General features: G+C 64.6%; 12 protein-coding genes, 2 rRNA genes and 1 pseudogene. 2 read left to right on the forward strand and 13 right to left on the reverse strand.

Annotated elements, in window-relative coordinates:
* Positions 1-108: 108 nt before the first annotated feature.
* The 6 genes from B1A87_RS10805 to B1A87_RS10830 all read right to left on the reverse strand — a co-directional run bounded on the left by B1A87_RS10805 (position 109) and on the right by B1A87_RS10830 (position 10,891).
* Positions 109-3,244: ribosomal RNA gene (locus B1A87_RS10805) — 23S ribosomal RNA — on the reverse strand.
* A gap of 552 nt (positions 3,245-3,796) precedes the next feature.
* Positions 3,797-5,323 (reverse strand): 16S ribosomal RNA (locus B1A87_RS10810).
* Together the 16S and 23S rRNA genes form the textbook arrangement of a ribosomal RNA operon.
* A gap of 512 nt (positions 5,324-5,835) precedes the next feature.
* Positions 5,836-7,149, reverse strand: coding sequence for a tyrosine--tRNA ligase (gene tyrS / locus B1A87_RS10815; protein WP_078026491.1), 1,314 nt, complete (start codon positions 7,147-7,149; stop codon positions 5,836-5,838).
* 106 nt (positions 7,150-7,255) lie between these two features.
* Positions 7,256-9,484, reverse strand: a complete 2,229-nt coding sequence (locus B1A87_RS10820; RefSeq protein ID WP_078026490.1) for an AAA family ATPase — start codon at positions 9,482-9,484, stop codon at positions 7,256-7,258.
* A 115-nt stretch (positions 9,485-9,599) separates the two neighbouring features.
* Entirely contained in the window at positions 9,600-10,157 is a 558-nt protein-coding gene (locus B1A87_RS10825; protein WP_078026489.1) for an adenine phosphoribosyltransferase, read from the reverse strand.
* A 47-nt stretch (positions 10,158-10,204) separates the two neighbouring features.
* Positions 10,205-10,891 carry a DNA-3-methyladenine glycosylase gene (locus B1A87_RS10830; RefSeq protein ID WP_078026488.1) on the reverse strand — a complete coding sequence of 229 codons (687 nt, stop codon included), beginning with the start codon at positions 10,889-10,891 and terminating at the stop codon, positions 10,205-10,207.
* 224 nt (positions 10,892-11,115) lie between these two features.
* Here B1A87_RS10830 and B1A87_RS10835 point away from each other — a divergent pair, with 224 nt between their 5' ends.
* Together B1A87_RS10835 and B1A87_RS10840 are read left to right on the forward strand one after the other, a co-directional pair.
* Positions 11,116-12,651, forward strand: a complete 1,536-nt coding sequence (locus B1A87_RS10835) for a DNA-3-methyladenine glycosylase 2 family protein (RefSeq protein ID WP_144275790.1) — start codon at positions 11,116-11,118, stop codon at positions 12,649-12,651.
* Positions 12,648-13,208 carry a methylated-DNA--[protein]-cysteine S-methyltransferase gene (locus B1A87_RS10840; RefSeq protein ID WP_078026486.1) on the forward strand — a complete coding sequence of 187 codons (561 nt, stop codon included), beginning with the start codon at positions 12,648-12,650 and terminating at the stop codon, positions 13,206-13,208. Before B1A87_RS10835 ends, B1A87_RS10840 begins: the two co-directional genes overlap by 4 nt.
* A 45-nt stretch (positions 13,209-13,253) precedes the next feature.
* Here the strand turns inward: B1A87_RS10840 and B1A87_RS10845 are convergent.
* The 7 genes and pseudogenes from B1A87_RS10845 to argB all read right to left on the reverse strand — a co-directional run bounded on the left by B1A87_RS10845 (position 13,254) and on the right by argB (position 20,817).
* Positions 13,254-14,009: pseudogene (locus tag B1A87_RS10845) on the reverse strand (maleylpyruvate isomerase family mycothiol-dependent enzyme).
* 233 nt (positions 14,010-14,242) lie between these two features.
* A complete protein-coding gene (gene argH / locus B1A87_RS10850; protein WP_078026485.1) occupies positions 14,243-15,682 on the reverse strand; it encodes an argininosuccinate lyase in 1,440 nt (479 codons plus the stop codon).
* 5 nt (positions 15,683-15,687) lie between these two features.
* Positions 15,688-16,893, reverse strand: coding sequence for an argininosuccinate synthase (locus B1A87_RS10855; protein WP_078026484.1), 1,206 nt, complete (start codon positions 16,891-16,893; stop codon positions 15,688-15,690).
* A 113-nt stretch (positions 16,894-17,006) separates the two neighbouring features.
* Positions 17,007-17,543 (reverse strand): arginine repressor, encoded by a 537-nt coding sequence (locus B1A87_RS10860; protein WP_078026483.1) that lies wholly within the window; start codon positions 17,541-17,543, stop codon positions 17,007-17,009.
* Entirely contained in the window at positions 17,544-18,590 is a 1,047-nt protein-coding gene (gene argF / locus B1A87_RS10865; RefSeq protein ID WP_260680789.1) for an ornithine carbamoyltransferase, read from the reverse strand. It lies immediately after the preceding gene.
* On the reverse strand, positions 18,587-19,861 hold the full coding sequence (locus B1A87_RS10870; protein ID WP_078026481.1) for an acetylornithine transaminase: 1,275 nt from the start codon (positions 19,859-19,861) through the stop codon (positions 18,587-18,589). The genes argF and B1A87_RS10870 overlap by 4 nt, the downstream gene beginning before the upstream one ends.
* Positions 19,858-20,817, reverse strand: coding sequence for an acetylglutamate kinase (gene argB, locus B1A87_RS10875; protein WP_078026480.1), 960 nt, complete (start codon positions 20,815-20,817; stop codon positions 19,858-19,860). The genes B1A87_RS10870 and argB overlap by 4 nt, the downstream gene beginning before the upstream one ends.

Genomic DNA, 20,817 nt, shown 5'->3' on the forward strand with positions numbered 1-20,817 from the left:
GGTGGTGCGGGTTTGTTGGTTGGGAACCACATAGTGGACGCAAGCAGTCTTGTTTCTTCTTACCGCCCCTGGGTGCAAACGCTTTTGAATCCGTTTGCGGGGTGGTGTGTGGTGTAAGTTATCGGCCTATTAGTACCGGTCAGCTTCACGAGTCGTTAGTCCTCGCTTCCACATCCGGCCTATCAACCCAGTGGTCTGGCTGGGGGCCTCTCACACACAAGGTGTATGGAAATCTCATCTCGAAGCGAGCTTCCCGCTTAGATGCTTTCAGCGGTTATCCCATCCGAACGTAGCTAATCAGCGGTGCACTTGGCAGTACAACTGACACACCAGAGGTTCGTCCGTCCCGGTCCTCTCGTACTAAGGACAGCCCTTCTCAAATTTCCTGCGCGCGCAGCGGATAGGGACCGAACTGTCTCACGACGTTCTAAACCCAGCTCGCGTACCGCTTTAATGGGCGAACAGCCCAACCCTTGGGACCTACTCCAGCCCCAGGATGCGACGAGCCGACATCGAGGTGCCAAACCATGCCGTCGATATGGACTCTTGGGCAAGATCAGCCTGTTATCCCCGAGGTACCTTTTATCCGTTGAGCGACGGCCATTCCACAATGTACCGCCGGATCACTAGTCCCGACTTTCGTCCCTGCTCGAGATGTCTCTCTCACAGTCAAGCTCCCTTGTGCACTTACACTCGACACCTGATTGCCAACCAGGCTGAGGGAACCTTTGGGCGCCTCCGTTACTTTTTAGGAGGCAACCGCCCCAGTTAAACTACCCATCAGGCACTGTCCCTGACCCGGATTACGGGCCGAAGTTAGATGTCCAAAGTGACCAGAGTGGTATTTCAACGATGACTCCACCCGAACTGGCGTCCGGGCTTCAACGTCTCCCACCTATCCTACACAAGCCACTCCGAACACCAATACCAAACTATAGTAAAGGTCTCGGGGTCTTTCCGTCCTGCTGCGCGTAACGAGCATCTTTACTCGTACTGCAATTTCGCCGAGTTTATGGTTGAGACAGCGGGGAAGTCGTTACTCCATTCGTGCAGGTCGGAACTTACCCGACAAGGAATTTCGCTACCTTAGGATGGTTATAGTTACCACCGCCGTTTACTGGGGCTTGAATTCTCAGCTTCGCCTTGCGGCTAACCGGTCCTCTTTAACCTTCCCAGCACCGGGCAGGAGTCAGTCCGTATACATCGTCTTGCGACTTCGCACGGACCTGTGTTTTTAGTAAACAGTCGCTTCCCCTGGTCTCTGCGGCCCCGATCCCTCCCACCAGCAAGTGGTGTTCAAGGTTGGGGCCCCCTTCTCCCGAAGTTACGGGGGCATTTTGCCGAGTTCCTTTAACCATAATTCTCTCGATCGCCTTAGTATTCTCTACCTGATCACCTGTGTCGGTTTGGGGTACGGGCGGCTAAAACCTCGCGCCGATGCTTTTCTAGGCAGCATAGGATCACCGAATCCCCCCTTTACGGGAGTCCCGTCAGATCTCAGGCATCATGAACGGCGGATTTGCCTACCGTTCGCCCTACATCCTTGGACCGGGACAACCATCGCCCGGCTCGGCTACCTTCCTGCGTCACACCTGTTAATACGCTTGCCTCCCAGGATCAGGTCCCGCGCTCCACCAAAACCCGCACACCACAAGGGTGATAGGGCAGGCTTCGGGCAGTTAGTATCCCCTGTTCAACATGGACGGTTTTTCGCCGGTACGGGAATATCAACCCGTTGTCCATCGACTACGCCTGTCGGCCTCGCCTTAGGTCCCGACTTACCCAGGGCAGATTAGCTTGACCCTGGAACCCTTGATCATTCGGCGGACGGGTTTCTCACCCGTCTTTCGCTACTCATGCCTGCATTCTCACTCGTGTAGGCTCCACCGCTGGTTTACACCGCGACTTCACTGCCCACACGACGCTCCCCTACCCATCCACACTCCTGAACCACGAAGGCTTGGAAAATATGTGAATGCCACAACTTCGGCGGTGTACTTGAGCCCCGCTACATTGTCGGCGCGGAATCACTTGACCAGTGAGCTATTACGCACTCTTTTAAGGATGGCTGCTTCTAAGCCAACCTCCTGGTTGTCTTCGCAACTCCACATCCTTTCCCACTTAGCACACGCTTAGGGGCCTTAGTTGGTGGTCTGGGCTGTTTCCTCTCGACTATGAAGCTTATCCCCCACAGTCTCACTGCTGCGCTCTCACTTACCGGCATTCGGAGTTTGGCTGACGTCAGTAACCTTGTAGGGCCCATTAGCCATCCAGTAGCTCTACCTCCAGCAAGAAACACGCAACGCTGCACCTAAATGCATTTCGGGGAGAACCAGCTATCACGAAGTTTGATTGGCCTTTCACCCCTACCCACAGCTCATCCCCTCCATTTTCAACTGAAGTGGGTTCGGTCCTCCACGACGTCTTACCGTCGCTTCAACCTGGCCATGGGTAGATCACTTCGCTTCGGGTCTAGATCACGCCACTGCAACGCCCTATTCAGACTCGCTTTCGCTACGGCTTCCCACACGGGTTAACCTCGCGACGTAACACTAACTCGCAGGCTCATTCTTCAAAAGGCACGCCGTCACAACTACTATGCGATCACTCGCGGTTGCTCCGACGGATTGTAAGCACACGGTTTCAGGTACTGTTTCACTCCCCTCCCGGGGTACTTTTCACCTTTCCCTCACGGTACTGGTCCGCTATCGGTCATTAGGGAGTATTTAGGCTTATCAGGTGGTCCTGACAGATTCACACGGGATTTCTCGGGCCCCGTGCTACTTGGGATACTCTCCAGGCGGTGCACAGCATTACGGTTACGGGGCTCACACCCTCTACGGCCGGCCTTTCAAGACCGTTCACCTATACCTGCACCCTCACCCCACTGTCCCGGCAGAGACAGAACGGAAAGTCCCACAACCCCGCCCATGCAACGCCCGCCGGCTATCACACATGGAACGGTTTAGCCTGATCCGCGTTCGCTCGCCACTACTAACGGAATCACTATTGTTTTCTCTTCCTGCGGGTACTGAGATGTTTCACTTCCCCGCGTTCCCTCCACGCACCCTATGTGTTCAGATGCGGGTCACCAGGTGGCTCGCGCCCCTGGCGGGGTTTCCCCATTCGGACACCCTGGGATCACAGTCCGGTTATCGACTCCCCCAGGCTTATCGCAGATTCCTACGTCCTTCTTCGGCTCCTAATGCCAAGGCATCCACCGTGTGCTCTTAAAAACTTGACCACAAAAGATCAAAAACGCTAATTTACGAGAGAACCACAGAAACCAACCACACCCAACAACCACACCCCAAAAAGGGCGCCATCATCACGCGCAGCCAGATCCAGGTTCATATTCTTGAAATTGCTTCTTATAAAAGATGCTCGCGTCCACTATGTAGTTCTCAAACAACAACCCCGTACCACACACCCCACACACCAGCCCCTCCCAAAAGAAGAAACCACCATGCATGATCGGTGCAGCCAGGAAACCAGAAACACAAGTCCCACACCCCGCACCATCCCCTGTAAGGGACGGCCCTGCGGGCCATGGTCCTGTTGCCTCAGGACCCAACAGTGTGCCAAACACTAAACCGCACGCACCCGCCCCCACCGTTCCAGGCACCCCTCAAGAGAGGAACCGTACTGGGCAAGGAAAAGAACCTGCGGCCGCTATCCGTTGATATTCCACCCATGAGCACCCGCCGCAGAACAATCGCCTGCGCAACGGGCTTTACTCCTGACAACCCCTCCACACTCACATACATGAGGCAAGGCGACTGTAGGTGCTCCTTAGAAAGGAGGTGATCCAGCCGCACCTTCCGGTACGGCTACCTTGTTACGACTTAGTCCCAATCGCCAGTCCCACCTTCGACGGCTCCCTCCCACAAGGGGTTAGGCCACCGGCTTCGGGTGTTACCAACTTTCGTGACTTGACGGGCGGTGTGTACAAGGCCCGGGAACGTATTCACCGCAGCGTTGCTGATCTGCGATTACTAGCGACTCCGACTTCATGGGGTCGAGTTGCAGACCCCAATCCGAACTGAGACCGGCTTTTTGGGATTAGCTCCACCTCACAGTATCGCAACCCTTTGTACCGGCCATTGTAGCATGCGTGAAGCCCAAGACATAAGGGGCATGATGATTTGACGTCGTCCCCACCTTCCTCCGAGTTGACCCCGGCAGTCTCCCATGAGTCCCCGCCATTACGCGCTGGCAACATGGAACGAGGGTTGCGCTCGTTGCGGGACTTAACCCAACATCTCACGACACGAGCTGACGACAACCATGCACCACCTGTGAACCGGCCCCAAAGGGGAAACCACATTTCTGCGGCGGTCCGGTCCATGTCAAGCCTTGGTAAGGTTCTTCGCGTTGCATCGAATTAATCCGCATGCTCCGCCGCTTGTGCGGGCCCCCGTCAATTCCTTTGAGTTTTAGCCTTGCGGCCGTACTCCCCAGGCGGGGCACTTAATGCGTTAGCTACGGCGCGGAAAACGTGGAATGTCCCCCACACCTAGTGCCCAACGTTTACGGCATGGACTACCAGGGTATCTAATCCTGTTCGCTCCCCATGCTTTCGCTCCTCAGCGTCAGTTAATGCCCAGAGACCTGCCTTCGCCATCGGTGTTCCTCCTGATATCTGCGCATTTCACCGCTACACCAGGAATTCCAGTCTCCCCTACATCACTCTAGTCTGCCCGTACCCACCGCAGATCCGGAGTTGAGCCCCGGACTTTCACGGCAGACGCGACAAACCGCCTACGAGCTCTTTACGCCCAATAATTCCGGATAACGCTTGCGCCCTACGTATTACCGCGGCTGCTGGCACGTAGTTAGCCGGCGCTTCTTCTGCAGGTACCGTCACTTTCGCTTCTTCCCTACTGAAAGAGGTTTACAACCCGAAGGCCGTCATCCCTCACGCGGCGTCGCTGCATCAGGCTTGCGCCCATTGTGCAATATTCCCCACTGCTGCCTCCCGTAGGAGTCTGGGCCGTGTCTCAGTCCCAGTGTGGCCGGTCACCCTCTCAGGCCGGCTACCCGTCGTCGCCTTGGTGAGCCATTACCTCACCAACAAGCTGATAGGCCGCGAGTCCATCCAAAACCACAATAAAGCTTTCCACCCCCCACCATGCGATGAGGAGTCATATCCGGTATTAGACCCAGTTTCCCAGGCTTATCCCAGAGTTAAGGGCAGGTTACTCACGTGTTACTCACCCGTTCGCCACTAATCACCGGTGCAAGCACCGGGTCATCGTTCGACTTGCATGTGTTAAGCACGCCGCCAGCGTTCATCCTGAGCCAGGATCAAACTCTCCGTTGAAGTAAAACAAAAACAGACACAACATGCGCCCCCGGGAAAACGGGACACGCACCCTGCACAAAATTTGAAACCAGCTGTCAAAACCAGACCACACCACGGGGTGGCGCAACCTGGCAAATTCAACCAATTCATATAAAATAAACCGGTATCAACAAACTTGGCACACTATTGAGTTCTCAAACAACAGACACATTCGAATACTTCTCGAAACAATTAGCAATTCAATCCGCTAATTTATTTGTTCCGCATTTCTTCGCTGCGATGTTTATAGCTTATTTCATTCATATTCACTTTGCAAATCCGGGTTATTTTCCCGATATTCACTTCCGTAAAACGAATCCGCCCAGCACCATTGAAAGCTTTTCTTCATTCAGTGCTTTGAACATGAAGAATTGCTTCTCAGTGAAGGGGGTTTGTCACCACTCAGCGGCGGCGACTCAGAAGACATTACACGCTCCCCCGCGGCCGTGCAAATCGGCTGCGGAGGAGCGTGCGATGTAGGGATCGTGGTGCTAGTTACCCGATACCTGCACGGTGGCCAGGTTCTTTTTGCCCCTGCGCAACAGCAGGTATTTGCCGTGCAACAGCTCGGACCGCGGTATCACGGCGTCGGGGTCTGACACCTTGGCGTTATTGACGTACGCGCCGCCTTCGCCAACGACCCTGCGCGCGGCCGACTTGCTCTCCGACAACCCCGACGCCACCAGCAGATCAATGATCCCCAGGCCGGCCCCGTCCACTGCCGCCGACGGCAGCTCGGACGTCGCCGCTGCGAGGGTCTGCTCATCCAGCACCGACAGGTCCCCATGGCCGAAGACCGCAGCCGATGCCGCGATGACCTTCTCAGTCGCTTCGACGCCGTGAACCAGCGAGGTCACCTCGTACGCGAGCTTGCGCTGGCCCTCGCGTGCAAACGGACGTTCGGCAACGGACACCGCAAACGCCTCGATCTCGGCGCGGCTGAGGAAGGTGAACACCTTGAGCCGGTCAACAACATCGGCGTCGGCGGTGTTCAGCCAGAACTGGTAGAACGCGTACGGGCTGCACATGGCCGGATCCAGCCAGATGGCATTGCCTTCGCTCTTGCCGAACTTGGTTCCGTCGGCGTTGGTGATGAGCGGCGTGCCAAGCGCGTGCACGGTCTTGCCCTCCACCTTGCGGATGAGTTCCGTGCCGCTTGTCAGGTTTCCCCACTGATCGGATCCCCCGGTCTGCAGCAGGCAGCCGTAGTCGCGGTAGAGCTGCAGGTAGTCCATCCCCTGCAGGATCTGGTAGCTGAACTCCGTGTAGCTGATGCCCTCGTCGGAGCTGAGGCGCGACGCCACGGCATCTTTGCGCAGCATAGTGCCCACGCGGAAGTGCTTTCCGATCTCGCGCAGGAAGTCGATGGCGCTCAGCGGCGCGGTCCAGTCAAGGTTATTCACCATGCGGGCCGCGTTGGCGCCATCGAAGCTGAGGAACCGCCGCACCTGTGCCTGCAGGTAGCCCACCCACTCGGAAACTGTGTCCTTCGTGTTAAGGGTGCGTTCCGCCGTCGGCCGCGGGTCACCGATCAGGCCCGTGGAGCCGCCCACGAGGCCAAGGGGCTTGTGGCCCGCCAGCTGAAGGCGCCTCATGAGGAGGAGCTGGACCAGGTTTCCCAGGTGAAGGCTCGGGGCCGTGGGATCGAACCCGCAGTAATACGTGACAGGGTCCCCCGCGAGGAGTTTCTCCAGTTCCACCTCATCGGTGGACACGTGGACAAGTCCGCGCCATTTGAGCTCCTGCCAAACATTGGCGAAGCTGGGGTCGTTCTGCTGGGATTCGAGGTCGTTTAGGTGTGACACGCCTTCTAAGTTAGCAGGATCGGCGGCCCGCGGCGGCCCCGTGTCAGCGCACCGGGCGCCCGTCATCAGGGCCGGCGACGGGTGCCCGGAACTGCTCCGGACAATCTCAGCGTTCGATGCCTGCCGGAATGCCCGCGCCCGCGATCAGCCGGAGCCGCTGCGTCGGCCGGGTCATGGCCACGTACAGATCGCCCACCCGGCCGTGTTCGTGGTTCAGCATGGCGGACGGTTCCAGAACCACGACGCCGTCGAATTCCAGTCCCTTGGCTTCCCGGGGGCTGATCACCACGACGTCCTGCTCGTAGCTGCCGGCACCGGTGCCGATCCGGCGGCCGTAGACCGCGCGCAGCGCGGCGGTGGCCTCGCCAAGAAGCTCGCCGTCGGCAATCACGGCCAGCAAGCCGCCGTCGATCGCGTCCAGTTCGTCCGGAAGGACCTCCACGAGCCGGCTCACCAGGCTGCCCGGCTCCACGCGGTCGATGATGGGCGACCAGCGGCCCTCCCGGACCGCCTTGGGCGCGGACACCACGAGGCCGGCCGCGTTAGCCATGCGGGCAGCTGCCTCGGCGACCTGCGACGGCGTCCGGTAGTTGACAGTGAGTTCCTCAAGCTGCCAGCGGTCGCCGAACAGCGGCGCAAGGGCGCCCTGCCACGAATTTGCGCCAGCCACGGAGCTGGTCTGCGCGATGTCCCCCACGATGGTGAAGGATTTCAGCGGGCAGCGGCGGACCAGGAGGCGCCACTGCATGGGTGACAGTTCCTGCGCTTCGTCGACCACTATGTGGCCGAACGCCCACGTGCGGTCGGTGGTGGCGCGCTCGGCTGCCGTCAGCCGGGCCTCCCGCTCCTGGTTCTGCTCCACGAGTTCCTCGGCAGACATCAGGACATCCACACCGGCGGTCTCCATGTTGACCAGCGTCTGCCGGGCATTGGCCAGGTCGCGGGCGCGGTCGTGTTCCTGCTGGGCGAGTCCGCGGCCTGCGGCGGCATCGAGTTCGCCGAGGAGCTCTGCAGCCTCGTCGAGCAGCGGAACGTCGGATTCAGTCCACGGCGCGTCCGGGGCGCGCAGCAGCAGCTCGCGTTCCCGTGCGGTGAGCTTGGGCGTGCAGGCTTCCAGGATGGCGGGCTTGCTCAGCAGTTCGCTGACCAGCTTCTCCGGCGTCATGGGCATCCAGCACAGGTTCAACGCGATGCGCACGTCCCTGGCCGTGCGGACGTCCTCGGCGAGGTAGGAGCGGTCGGCATTGTTGCCGATGCTTCCCGCTTCCACGAGCTCCGTCATCTGCTCCGTCAGTTCCCGCAGGAGGATCTTGACGAAAGTCACGCGGGCCTCGTTGTGGGGCTTTCCGGTGGAGCGGGCGCGTTCCCGGGCGCGGCGCACCTGGCGCGGCGTGAGGACAAGCTTGCGCCCGTCAACTTCCAGAATGCGGTTCTCGGCGGGAATGCGCTGCCGGTTGGCCACAGCGTTGGCAATGACATCGGCCATGTCCAGCCGGCCCTTGATGGCAGCAACGTCCGCCTCGGGCTCAGGGACGGCAATGATGCCCGGCATCAGCCTGCCGAGGCTGGCCATCACCACGCCCGTTTCGCCCAGTGACGGGAGGACCCGTTCGATGTATTTCATGAACGACGACGACGGCCCCACCAGCAGGACTCCGGCGGTCTTGAGCCGGTCTCGGTGGGTGTACAGCAGATAGGCGGCACGGTGGAGGGCGACGGCGGTTTTTCCGGTGCCCGGCCCGCCCTGGACCACGAGGGCCCCGGAGATCGAGGAGCGGATAATGCGGTCCTGCTCGGACTGGATGGTGCCGACGATGTCCGACATCCGGCCCGTGCGCTTCGAGTTCAGGGCAGCCAGCAGCGCGCCCTCGCCCTGCAGGGAATCCGAGTCGGCCAGCATGTCGGCGTCGAGGACGTCGTCTTCAATGGCCTTGACGTCACGGCCCTGGAGGATCAGGTGCCGCCGTCGGCGCACGCCCTGTCGGTCGAAGGCCGTGGCTTGGTAGAAGTGGCCGGCCTCCGGCGCGCGCCAGTCCACCATGAGCCGGACCAGGTCCTCGGTGGTCAGTCCGATCCGGCCAATGTACTGTGCCTCACCGGAGTCGAGGTCAAGCCGCCCGAAGACGAGGCGGTCGTCGACGGCGTCCAGCTGTGCCAGGCGGTCCTCGTAAAGGGCCGCAAAGGCGTCGCGTTCGGAAACGTTCTGCATGGTGCCCACGGCACCGGCACGGCGAACCTGCGCCAACTGGGCACGCTTTTCAGCGCGCAATTCATCAAGCCGTGCATACAAACCGGCAACGTAGGCCCGCTCGTGGGCCAAATCGGCGTCGTGCATTTAGACGTTTCCCCTATCGCAAAAGACAGACCGTCCATTCTACAACCATTTTGAAGAACATGGCGGCGGTGGCCGTGGCTGCCGCCGGGCGTGACCGGCGGCAGCGTGGCGGACGCTAGAGGCGGAGCAGGGAGCGCACGCGGTGCCCGGCCAGGGCCGAGCGTCCGCGCAGTTCCCCGAGTTCCATAACCACACCCACCCCGGAGACGTGGACGCCGCAGCGCTCGAACAGCCGGGCCGCAGCGCCGAGGGTGCCGCCCGTGGCGAGGACGTCGTCCAGGATCAGTACGCGGCTGCCCGCTGCCAGGTCCGTGGTGTGCAGCTCGAGCGTGGCCGTGCCGTATTCCAGGGCGTAGTCCTCCGAGAATACGGCGCGGGGCAGCTTGCCGGCCTTCCGCACGGTGATCACGCCTGTTCCCGTGGCATACGCGGCCGCGGCGGCGAGCAGGAAACCGCGGGCTTCGACTCCGGCCACGGCGTCGAACTGCCCCTTGAAAGGTTCCACCAAGGCGTCCACGATGGCCCGCAGCGCCCCGCCGTCGGCGAATACGGGAGTCAGGTCCTTGAACATGATCCCCGGCTTGGGGTAGTCCGGCACGGTGGCGCAGAGGCTGCTGATCAGTTCGTCCACGGGGACGGATTTCGGGGCAGGGGCTGGTTCGCGCTGGTTCACCCGTCAAGCCTACGTCGGTTGGCCCGCCAAACTTACTGCGCAGAAACCTATTGCGCGGAACGGACCTTCGCCGCCTTGTAGCGGGACACAGTGGGGTCGCCGGTCAGCCAAAACCGCCACGGGTAGTCGTGCGATCCGCCGTCGCCGGAGACGCCCACCCTGGGGCCGGAGCTGACATCCGCGGCGGGAACCGGGGGAAGCTGCAGCCCGAACGGAGCGCTCAACGCGTCGCGTCCGCTGTCCGCCGTTGTCAGGCCGAGGGCGAGGGCGAGCCGGGCCGGGCCGCTGGCCAGGTCCCGGGCAGATTTCGACGTCCTCCGCCGCACCAGCGCAGCCTCCCGGCCGGCCACCACCTCACCGGCGCGCAGCAGGACGGCGGAGGCGTGTCCGGCCGGTCCGCACACGATGTTGGCGCAGTAGTGCATCCCATACGTGAAGTAGACGTAAAGGTATCCCGCCGGGCCGAACATGGGGGCGTTCCGGCGGGTGGGGCCGCGGAACGTATGGGAACCGGGGTCCGGATGCAGGGAATCGCCCGGACCCATGTAGGCCTCCACCTCGGTGAGCCGCACGGAGACCGGGCCGTCCGGGGTGTGGTGGGTCAGGACTGCGCCCAGCAGCAGCGGGGCGATCTCCCGCGCATCGCCGGACAATACCTCCCGCACACGGTCCTCCGGCACCGGGTCCTCCGGCACCGGGTCCTCCGGGACCGACGGGCTGCTGCGAACGGTCATGCTCCGACTCTACCGAACGCTCCGCGGAGGGGCCTGCGTGCCGGACTGGCCCGGTTTTGAGCCCCCGCGGGCGGAACGGTGCTCCGGGCCGCCGGGGGTTGGCCGCAAACACGGGCCAGTCCGGCAGTGCGGGCGCCGAGCCGGTTCGGCCGCACGGCAGCCCACCCACGCCCATGTCCGATTTCCGCTAGCCCCTGCCTCCTGCCGGCTGGCAGGATGGGTTCATGGACTTTTGGCAGCGCTACCGCGCAATCGATGCGCGGGACACCCGTTGCTCAGGACCTGTCTCTTATACACATCTAGATGTGTATAAGAGACAGGGCATCTATTGCAGGCCTTCGTGCCCGGCCAGGACGCCGAAGGCCGAGAATGTCACCTTCTACGAAACGTCGGCCGCAGCCCACGACGCCGGTTACCGCGCCTGCAAGCGCTGCCTGCCCGAAGCTGTGCCGGGAACACCTGCCTGGAACATCCGCTCAGACATCGCCGGCCGCGCCATGCGGCTCATCAACGACGGCGTCATCAACCGCGACGGCGTGGAAGGCCTGGCCGCGCGCCTGGGCTATTCGTCCCGGCAGCTGAACCGGATCCTCAGCCATGAACTCGGCGCCGGTCCCCTCTCCCTCGCCCGGGCCAGTAGGGCGCAGACCGCCCGCACGCTGCTGGTGTCCACGCCCATGAAACTCGCGGACATCGCCTTTGCCGCCGGCTTCAGCAGTGTGCGCCAGTTCAACGAGACCGTGGGCGAGGTGTTCGACATGACGCCGACCGCCCTGCGGGCCACCGCCCGCCACCACCCGACACCGGCGGCCAGCACAGCCCTGACCCTCAATCTTCCCTACCGCGAACCGTTCGATCCGGGCATCTTCAGTTTCCTGGCGGTCCGCGCCATCCCGGGGATCGAAGCCGGAACGCCGGTTTCCTACGCCCGCTCACTGAGGCTGCCGCACGGCGACGCCCGCTTTCGGGTGGATTACGACGGCGACGCCCCGGGCCGGCCGCTGGTTCTCACCATCGGCGCGGTGGACCTGCGGGATCTCCCGTCGCTGCTGAGCCGGGTCCGGCGGCTCTTCGACCTTGACGCCGATCCGGTGGCCATCGACGCTGCGCTGGGCGCGGATCCCCGGCTCGCGGCGGCGGTCGCCTCCGCTCCCGGCATCCGCATGCCCGGTGCGCTGGACCCGCAGGAGCTCCTGATCCGCGCCATGATCGGCCAGCAGATCACGGTGGCCGCGGCCCGGACGGCACTCACGCAACTCTCCGCGGCCGGCAGCCCCAGCATGACGGCCGGCGACGGGCTCGACCGGCTGTTCCCCACACCGGCACAGATCGCCGAGGCCGGCGGCGGACTGCTGCGCGGACCGAGGCGAAGAATAGAATCACTAGTGGCAACCGCCCAGGCGCTTGCCAGCGGGGACTTGGATCTGGGGTACGGGGATGACCTGCCCGGGCTGCGCGCGAAACTCCTGCCCGTGCCGGGGGTGGGACCCTGGACGGTGGGGTACGTCGCCATGCGCGTGATTGGCGCCCCGGATGTATTCCTGGCCAACGACGCCGCCGTCCGCAACGGAATCCGAGCCCTTTCCAGCGGGGACGGTGCTGGCGGGGACGGTGCCGGCTCAAACAGCACGGCGCCGACGTCCGATTTCAGCGAGGTCAGCCCGTGGCGGTCCTACGCCACGATGCACCTCTGGCGCGCCGCCGCTGCCGCCCCCAAAACCACTGCCAAGACCGCACAGACAACGAAGGCGATGACATGAAAGCCCAGTTACTCACCATGGCCACACCGGACGGCCCGTTCACCATCATTGCCCGGGACGGCGTGGTTCTTGCGTCGGGCTGGACCGCGGACACCGGCCAACTGACCGGTCAGATCCATCCGGAGCTGCTGCCCGAGACTTACGACACGGTGGACGATCTCGGCCCCATTTCCGCGGCCGTGGAAGCTTTCTACGCGGGCGATCCGGCGCCCGCAATGGGCGTGCCGGTGCTGCAGAAATCAGGGCCGTTCCGTTCCCACGCCTGGGACGTGCTGCGCACCGTCGGTCCTGGAGCCCCCGTCACCTACACCGAGTACGCGGAACTTTCAGGCAACGCGAAGGCAGTCCGTGCGGCCGCCAGCGCGTGCGCCCTCAACGCCGCGGCACTGTTCGTGCCGTGCCACCGGGTGGTCCGAACGGACGGCACGCTCGGCGGCTTCCGTTGGGGGCTCCGGGTCAAGGAAAGCCTCCTGGCCCGCGAACGGGAATCGCTCACGGCGCATGCCCGCCCGACGGACTCACTCCCGGCGGAACGTCAAATAGCACAGGTGCGCTAGGCCAGGGCCAGCACAGGTGCGCTAGGCGAAGACGCCGGCCGGGCCCTACTGGGACGCCGGAACTCCCGACGGCCACGGCAGCAGCTTCGGCAGGTCCACGCCGTCGGCCGCTATACACATCTAGATGTGTATAAGAGACAGCAGGCTGCCGAGTGACGGTTCGCGGCCTGCGAGCCAGGCCGCGATGTCGGTGACCATTCCGCTGATGACCGTGGAATGGCCGCCGGTACCGATGGCGACCGGCGGCAGGCCGAGGGGCTGGAGCACGAACTTCTGTCCTTCCGGCACACGGGCCGACAGGAAATCGAAGAGGTGTTCGCAGAACTGCCTGCTCCAGGTTTCCGGCCCGCGCCCGGCGCCGAGGTCTGACGCATGGATCACGAGTTCGCGCCACAGGGCCTGGCCGCCGTCGAGCACCACTCCCCCGCGGTAGGAAATGGGGACCTGCCAGCCGCCCGGTTCCAGCGAGTCGAACGCCCGAAGGGCCCGTTCGAGCGCTGCGGCGAGGTCGCGGCGGTGTTCGTCGATGCCATGGCCGGCAGCTGCTTCGATGGCACTCGTGCGGCCGTCGTAGCCGCCGTCGTAAAGCTCCACCGTTTCACCGCGGGATGCGAATTCAAGCTGCCGGGCCATGGCATTCGAGATGCCGGTGATGTGCGCCAGCACATGTCCGCGCGTCCAGCCGGGGAGAAGTGAGGGCGCCGGGACGTCTTCCTCGGTGAGCTTTGCGGCGAGGGAGGCAACGACGTCGGCCGCGTGGTGAAGTTCGGCGAGAACCGTGTCAGGTGTGATTGCGGTCATACGGCAATCGTAGCGGACAGTTAATCGGCCTTAACGCAGGTCCCGCGGCCGGCCGGGGCCGTAGAAATGCCTGATGTGCCGGCGGTCGTGCCGGGCCTGCGGGGAGCTTTCGGCGGTAGACCCCAACGCTCTCTCAGTTGTTGCATGAATATCGGCCACGCTCTCTCACTTTCTTGCGGAAAGTGAGTGAGCGCTGGCCAGAAAGCTGCAACAACTGAGAGAGCGTGTGGCTGTCAGCCTGCGTACCCGCGGACGCCGGCTAGCTCGCTTTCCAGCGCGGCAAGCTGGCGTTCGACGGCGGCCGGCGCCGTCCCGCCCTGCGAGTTCCGGCTGTTGAGCGAGCCTTCCGTGCTCAGGACAGTGCGGACCTCGGGCGTGAGGTGCTCGGAGATGGCCGCGTACTCGGCATCTGTCAGGTCCCACAGCTCGACGTCGCGGCTTTCGGCCTGCTTCACGGCGGCACCCGAGAGCTCATGCGCCTCACGGAACGGAACACCCTGGCGGACCAGCCATTCGGCGATGTCCGTGGCCAGCGCGAAGCCCTGCGGAGCCAGCGATTCCATTCGTTCGGTGTTGAACGTCAGCGTCGCAATCATGCCGGAGACTGCCGGGAGCAGGACCTCCAGGGTGTCGGCGGCGTCGAACACCGGCTCCTTGTCCTCCTGCAGGTCGCGGTTGTACGCGAGCGGCAGTCCCTTGAGCGTGGCCAGCAGCCCGGTCAGGTTGCCGATCAGGCGCCCTGCCTTGCCGCGCGCCAGCTCCGCCACGTCCGGGTTCTTCTTCTGCGGCATGATCGAGGAACCGGTGGAGTAGGAATCGTGCAGTGTCACGAAGGAGAACTCCTTGGTGGCCCACAGGATGACCTCCTCCGACACGCGGGACAGGTCCACGCCGATCATGGCGGTGACCCAGGCGAACTCGGCGAAGACGTCGCGGGAGGCGGTGCCGTCGATCGAGTTGTGCGTTGCCGAGAAGAAGCCCAGGTCCGCGGCCACGGCCTCCGGGTCAAGGCCCAGCGAGGAGCCGGCGAGGGCACCCGAACCGTAGGGCGAAACCCCGGCGCGCTTGTCCCAGTCGGCCAGCCGCTGCACATCGCGCAGCAGCGCCCAGGCGTGGGCCAGCAGGTGGTGGCTGAGCAGGACCGGCTGGGCGTGCTGCAGGTGGGTGCGGCCGGGCATGGCCACTCCCTGGTGGGCCTTCGCCTGGTCCACCAGCGCGTCGATGGTGGCCAGGACGCCGCGGGCGATGATCCGGGCGTGGTCGCGCAGGAACATGCGGCCGAGGGTGGCCACCTGGTCGTTGCGGGACCTCCCGGCGCGGAGCTTGCCGCCGAGCTGGGTGCCGGCCCGCTCGATCAGGCCGCGCTCCAGCGAACCGTGCACGTCCTCGTCGGACTCCGCCGGCAGGTAGGCGCCGGAGGCGACGTCGTCGTCCAGCCGGCTCAGGGCGTCGAGCATGCCTTCGAGCTCGGCGTCGTCCAGCAGCCCGGCCTTGTGCAGCACGCGGGCGTGCGCCTTGGACCCGGCGATGTCGTAGCGGGCCAGCCGCCAGTCAAAGTGCGTGGACTTGCTCAGGGCGGCGAGGGCGTCCGCGGGGCCGCCGGCGAACCGGCCGCCCCACAGTGCGCCTGTATTGGTCGCTTCGGACTTCTGGGTTTCGACAGGCTCAGCCACAGGGATTACTGTCCTGCGACGCGGATGTCGCGGCCGGAGGCAACCTTGGCGGACATGCCCCACAGCTCGATGAAGCCGCGGGCCATGGACTGGTCGAAGGTGTCGCCGGTGTCGTACGTGGCGAGGTCGAAGTCGTACAGCGACGTCTCCGAACGGCGTCCGTTGACGATAGCCTGGCCGCCGTGCAGCACCATGCGGATGTCGCCGGAGACATACTTCTGGGTGTCTTCGATGAAAGCGTCCAGTGAGCGCTTCAGCGGGGAGAACCACTGGCCGTCGTAGACCAGCTCGGCCCAGCGCTGGCCGACAGTGGCCTTGAAGCGGGCCTGCTCGCGCTCGATGGTGATGTCCTCGAGGTGCTTGTGGGCCGTGATCAGGGCCATGGCGCCGGGAGCCTCGTAGATTTCGCGGGACTTGATGCCGACGAGGCGGTCCTCGACGACGTCAATCCGGCCCACGCCCTGGGCACCGGCGCGGCGGTTCAGCTCCTTGATGGCCTGCAGCGGGGTGACCTTGACGCCGTCGATCGCCACCGGCACGCCGGCTTCGAAGGAGATGGTGACCTCATCCGGTGCCGGCGGGAATTCCGGGGCGGCGGTGTAGTCGTAGATGTCCTTGGTGGGGGCGTTCCAGATGTCCTCGAGGTAACCGGTTTCGACGGCGCGGCCCCAGACGTTCTGGTCGATCGAGTACGGGTTCTTCTTGGTGGTCTCGATCGGCAGTCCCTTTTCCTCGGCGAAGGCGATGGCCTTGTCGCGGGTCAGCGCGAGGTCGCGGACCGGGGCGATGCACTTCAGGTCCGGGCCGAGGGTCTGGATGCCCACTTCGAAGCGGACCTGGTCGTTGCCTTTACCGGTGCAGCCGTGGGCCACGGTGGTGGCGCCGAATTCGCGGGCGGCCTTGACCAGGTGCTTGACGATCACCGGGCGGGAGATCGCGGACACCAGCGGGTAGTGACCCTGGTAGAGCGCGTTGGCCTTCAGCGTGGGCACACAGTATTCGTTGGCGAACTCGTCGCTGGCGTCGGCCACGTAGGCTTCGACGGCGCCGCAGCCCAGCGCGCGCTGGCGGATGGTCTCCAGTGATTCGCCGCCCTGCCCGACGTCGACCGCCACGGCGATGACCTCGGCGCCGGTGGCTTCACCGATCCAGCCGATGGCTACGGAAGTATCGAGGCCACCGGAGTAGGCCAGAACAATACGCTCAGTCACTTGAAATGCTCCTTAGTTGTTTTGATGATCATGCTTGTCTGAATAAATTCGCCTGAAAAAAGCCGCCCGGTGAAAGCCTTTCACACCGACGCACGCGGCCGGCAACTGGCCGGCTACTGGCCGGCGCCGGCTTCCTCGGCGAGCCGCAGGAACCGGGCCGCGAGCTCAGGTCCACCCAAGGGATCCCGGGCAACCAGCAGCACAGTGTCGTCCCCCGCTATGGTGCCCAGGATGGACGGCATGACGGAATGGTCGATCGCGAGGGCGAGGAAGTTCGCCGCCCCGGGAGGCGTCCGCAGCACGGCGATGTTCCCCGATGCCTCGGCAGTCACCAGGAGTTCCCCGCACAGCCGGGCCAGCCGCGCGTCGAGGATTTCCTGGCTGACCCCGCTCTTGGCAGCGCGCTCCCCGCCCTCACCGGGGACGGCGTAAACCAGGACCCCCTCCTTGCCGCGCACGCGGACCGCGCCGAGTTCAACGAGGTCCCGCGACAGCGTGGCCTGGGTGACCTGCACGCCGTCGTCGGCCAGCAGAGCGGCGAGCTCCGCCTGGGAGCGCACCGATTCGCCCGTCAAGATGGCGGTGATCCGCGCCTGGCGGGCTGTCTTGGTGGCCGGGCTCGCGCCCGGCGACGGGGGCTGGACGGACAACTAGGCCTGCCCTGCCCCCGGCGCCAGCCCGTCAACCGGCGCCAGCCCGTCAACCGGCGCCAGCCCGTCAACGACTGCCAGCCCGGAGCGGTGCATGAGCCAGGCCATGAGCGCCTTCTGCGCGTGCAGGCGGTTTTCGGCCTCGTCCCACACGATGGACTGCGGGCCGTCGATGACGCCCGCCGAGATCTCGTAGCCCCGGTACGCGGGCAGGCAGTGAAGCACGACGGCGTCTTCCGCCGCCTGTGCCATGGCGGCCTCGTCGACGGCGTACTCACGGAACAGCTGCAGCCGGGCTTCCTTCTCCGCTTCCTGGCCCATGGATACCCAGGTGTCGGTGGCCACGACGTCGGCGCCCTTGAGTGCTTCCGCGGCGTCCGAGGTGATCAGGACCGAGCCGCCGCGGTGTCGGCGGCGCGCTCCTGGGCGGCGGCCACGATGCCGGGCGGCGGGCAGGTAGCCTTCGGGGCCGGCGATCCGGACGTGCATTCCGGCGGTGACACCGGCCAGCAGGTAGGAGTTGGCCATGTTGTTGGCGGCATCCCCGAGGTAGGCCATGGTGAGCCCCTTGAGTTCGCCCTTGTGCTCCTTGACGGCCAGGAGGTCCGCCAGCAGCTGGCAGGGGTGGTAGTCATCGCACAGGGCGTTGATCACGGGAACCCGGGAGTTTTCCGCCATCGCAACGAGCCCGGAGTGTGCGCCCGTCCGCCACACGATGGTGGAGACCATGCGCTCCAGCACCCTTGCAGTGTCCTCGACGGATTCCTTGTGGCCGATCTGCGCTTCGCCGGGGTTGATGATCAGGGCGTTTCCGCCCATGTCCGCCACCCCGGTGGCGAAGGAAACCCGGGTCCGGGTGGAGGTCTTGTCGAAGATCACGGCCACGGTCTTGCGGCCGCTGCCGTCCGCGGCAAAGGGCTGGACACTGTACGGCGCCGCTTTCATGCGGACGGCCAGTTCGAGGACTTCGGCCTGCTCGGCAGGGCTGAGGTCGGTGTCCTTGAGGAAGTGGCGGGTCATGGGTTTGGGAGTCACTGCTGCAGTCACTGTGCTTCCTTTGCGGTTTGCAGGATGGCCGGAAGGGCGGCCAGAAAACGGTCTGCCTGGTCTTCCGTGAGGATGAGCGGCGGGGCCAGGCGGATGGTGCGCGGCCCGGGGCTGTTGATGATGAAGCCGGCGTCGAGCGCGGCCGTGACGGCGGCGGGGGCAACATCGGCGTCGAGGTCGAAGCCGATCAGGAGTCCCTCGCCGCGGACTTCCGTGACGCCGTCGACGCCGGCCAGGGCAGCGCGGAGGTGCTCGCCGACCGCCCGGACGTTGTCCAGCACGTGCTGGCTTTCGACGGCGTGCAGGGTGGCCAGGGCCGCGGCCGTGGCCACGGGGTTGCCGCCGAAGGTGGTGCCGTGCTGTCCGGCGGTCAGCAGGGACGAGGTCTTCTCGCCGAACGTGACCAGGGCTCCGATGGGGAAACCGCCGCCAAGGCCCTTGGCCAGGGTGACGGCATCGGGGACGATCCCGGCGTCGTCGCTGGCCAGCCATTTTCCGGTCCGGCCGATGCCCGTCTGCACTTCATCCAGGATCAGCAGGGCACCGGCCTGGGATGTGAGCTCGCGGGCCGCCTGCAGGTAGCCGGCCGGGAGGGGCCGGACGCCGGCTTCCCCCTGGATGGGTTCGAGGAAGACCGCTGCGACGGTATCGTCCACGGCGTTGCGGAGGGCTTCAACGTCGCCGAACGGAATGTGGACCACGCCGCCGGGCAGCGGTTCGAAGGGCGCCCGGTACGCTTCCTTCGCCGTGAGGGCCAGCGCCCCCATGGTCCGGCCGTGGAAGGCGCCCTCGAGCGCGATGATCCGGGTCCTGGGTTTGCCGTCGGGACCGGCGGAATTCCGGCGGGCCAGTTTGAAGGCGGCCTCATTGGCCTCGGTGCCGGAGTTCGTGAAGAAGACCTTCGAGCCTGACGGCGCCTTGCTCAAGGCCAGGAGCTTCTCGGCCAGGGCGATCTGCGTGGGGCTGGTGAAAAAATTGGAAACGTGCCCCAGCGTGGCCAGCTGGCTGGCGATCACGGACGTCACGAACGGGTGGGCGTGGCCCAGGGCGTTCACGGCGATGCCGCCGAGCAGGTCCAGGTATTCCTTGCCGTCGGCGTCCCAGACCAGGCAGCCGGCTCCGCGGACCAGGACGCGCTGCGGCGTGCCGAACACGCCCATGAGCGAGGACGAATAGCGGGCCAGCCATTCCGCGCCGGCATGGCCGCGTGTTTCCACCAGCTCGGCCACCGGGGATTGCTCAGCGACTGCGGATTGTTCAAAGTTGCTCATGCGTTCGTCTCCTCGTCCGGGACCACTTGGGTGCCGATTCCCGCCGTCGTAAATGTTTCAAGCAGCATGGAGTGGGCGAGGCGCCCGTCCACGATGTGCGCGCGCTCCACCCCGCCGTCGACCGCCTTCAGGCAGGCCTCCATCTTGGGGATCATGCCGGATTCGAGCGACGGCAGCAGGTCCCGGAGCTCGGAGGCCGTCAGCGACGAAATCAGCGAGGAACGGTCCGGCCAGTCCGCGAACAGGCCTTCGACGTCGGTCAGGATCACCAGTTTCGAGGCGCCGAGTGCCTCGGCCAGCGCGGCGGCGGCTGTGTCCGCGTTGACGTTGAGGACCTGCCCGGTGGTCTGGACGCGCTGGGACCCGCCGTCGGCCCCGCCGTCGTCGAAAATCTCCGGGGCCACGGTGGAGATCACCGGAATCCGGCCGGCGGCCAGGATGTCGACGATTCCCTCCGGGTTCACGCCCACGACCTCGCCCACCAGGCCAAGGTCCACCTCTTCGCCGTCGACGACCGTTCCGGTGCGGACCGCGCGCAGCAGGCCGCCGTCCTCGCCCGACATGCCGACGGCGTACGGACCGTGGGAGTTGATCAGGCCCACGAGTTCGCGGCCCACCTGGCCGGTGAGGACCATGCGCACCACATCCATCGCCTCGGGGGTGGTGACACGCAGGCCGCCCTTGAACTCGGATTCGATGCCCAGCCGGCTCAGCATGGCGTTGATCTGCGGGCCGCCGCCGTGGACCACCACGGGGTGGATCCCCACGTGGTGCAGGAACACGACATCCTCGGCGAAGGCACGGCGGAGTTCATCGTTGACCATGGCGTTGCCGCCGTACTTGATCACCATGGTGGTTCCGGCGAAGCGCTGGATCCACGGCAGGGCCTCGATCAGCGTGCCGGCCTTGTCCTGGGCATCACTCATGGACGTGGTCTCGCGGGTCTGGGTGTTCAT

Origin of the sequence: Arthrobacter sp. KBS0703 (genome assembly GCF_002008315.2) — a bacterium.
In the GTDB taxonomy this organism is placed as follows: domain Bacteria; phylum Actinomycetota; class Actinomycetes; order Actinomycetales; family Micrococcaceae; genus Arthrobacter.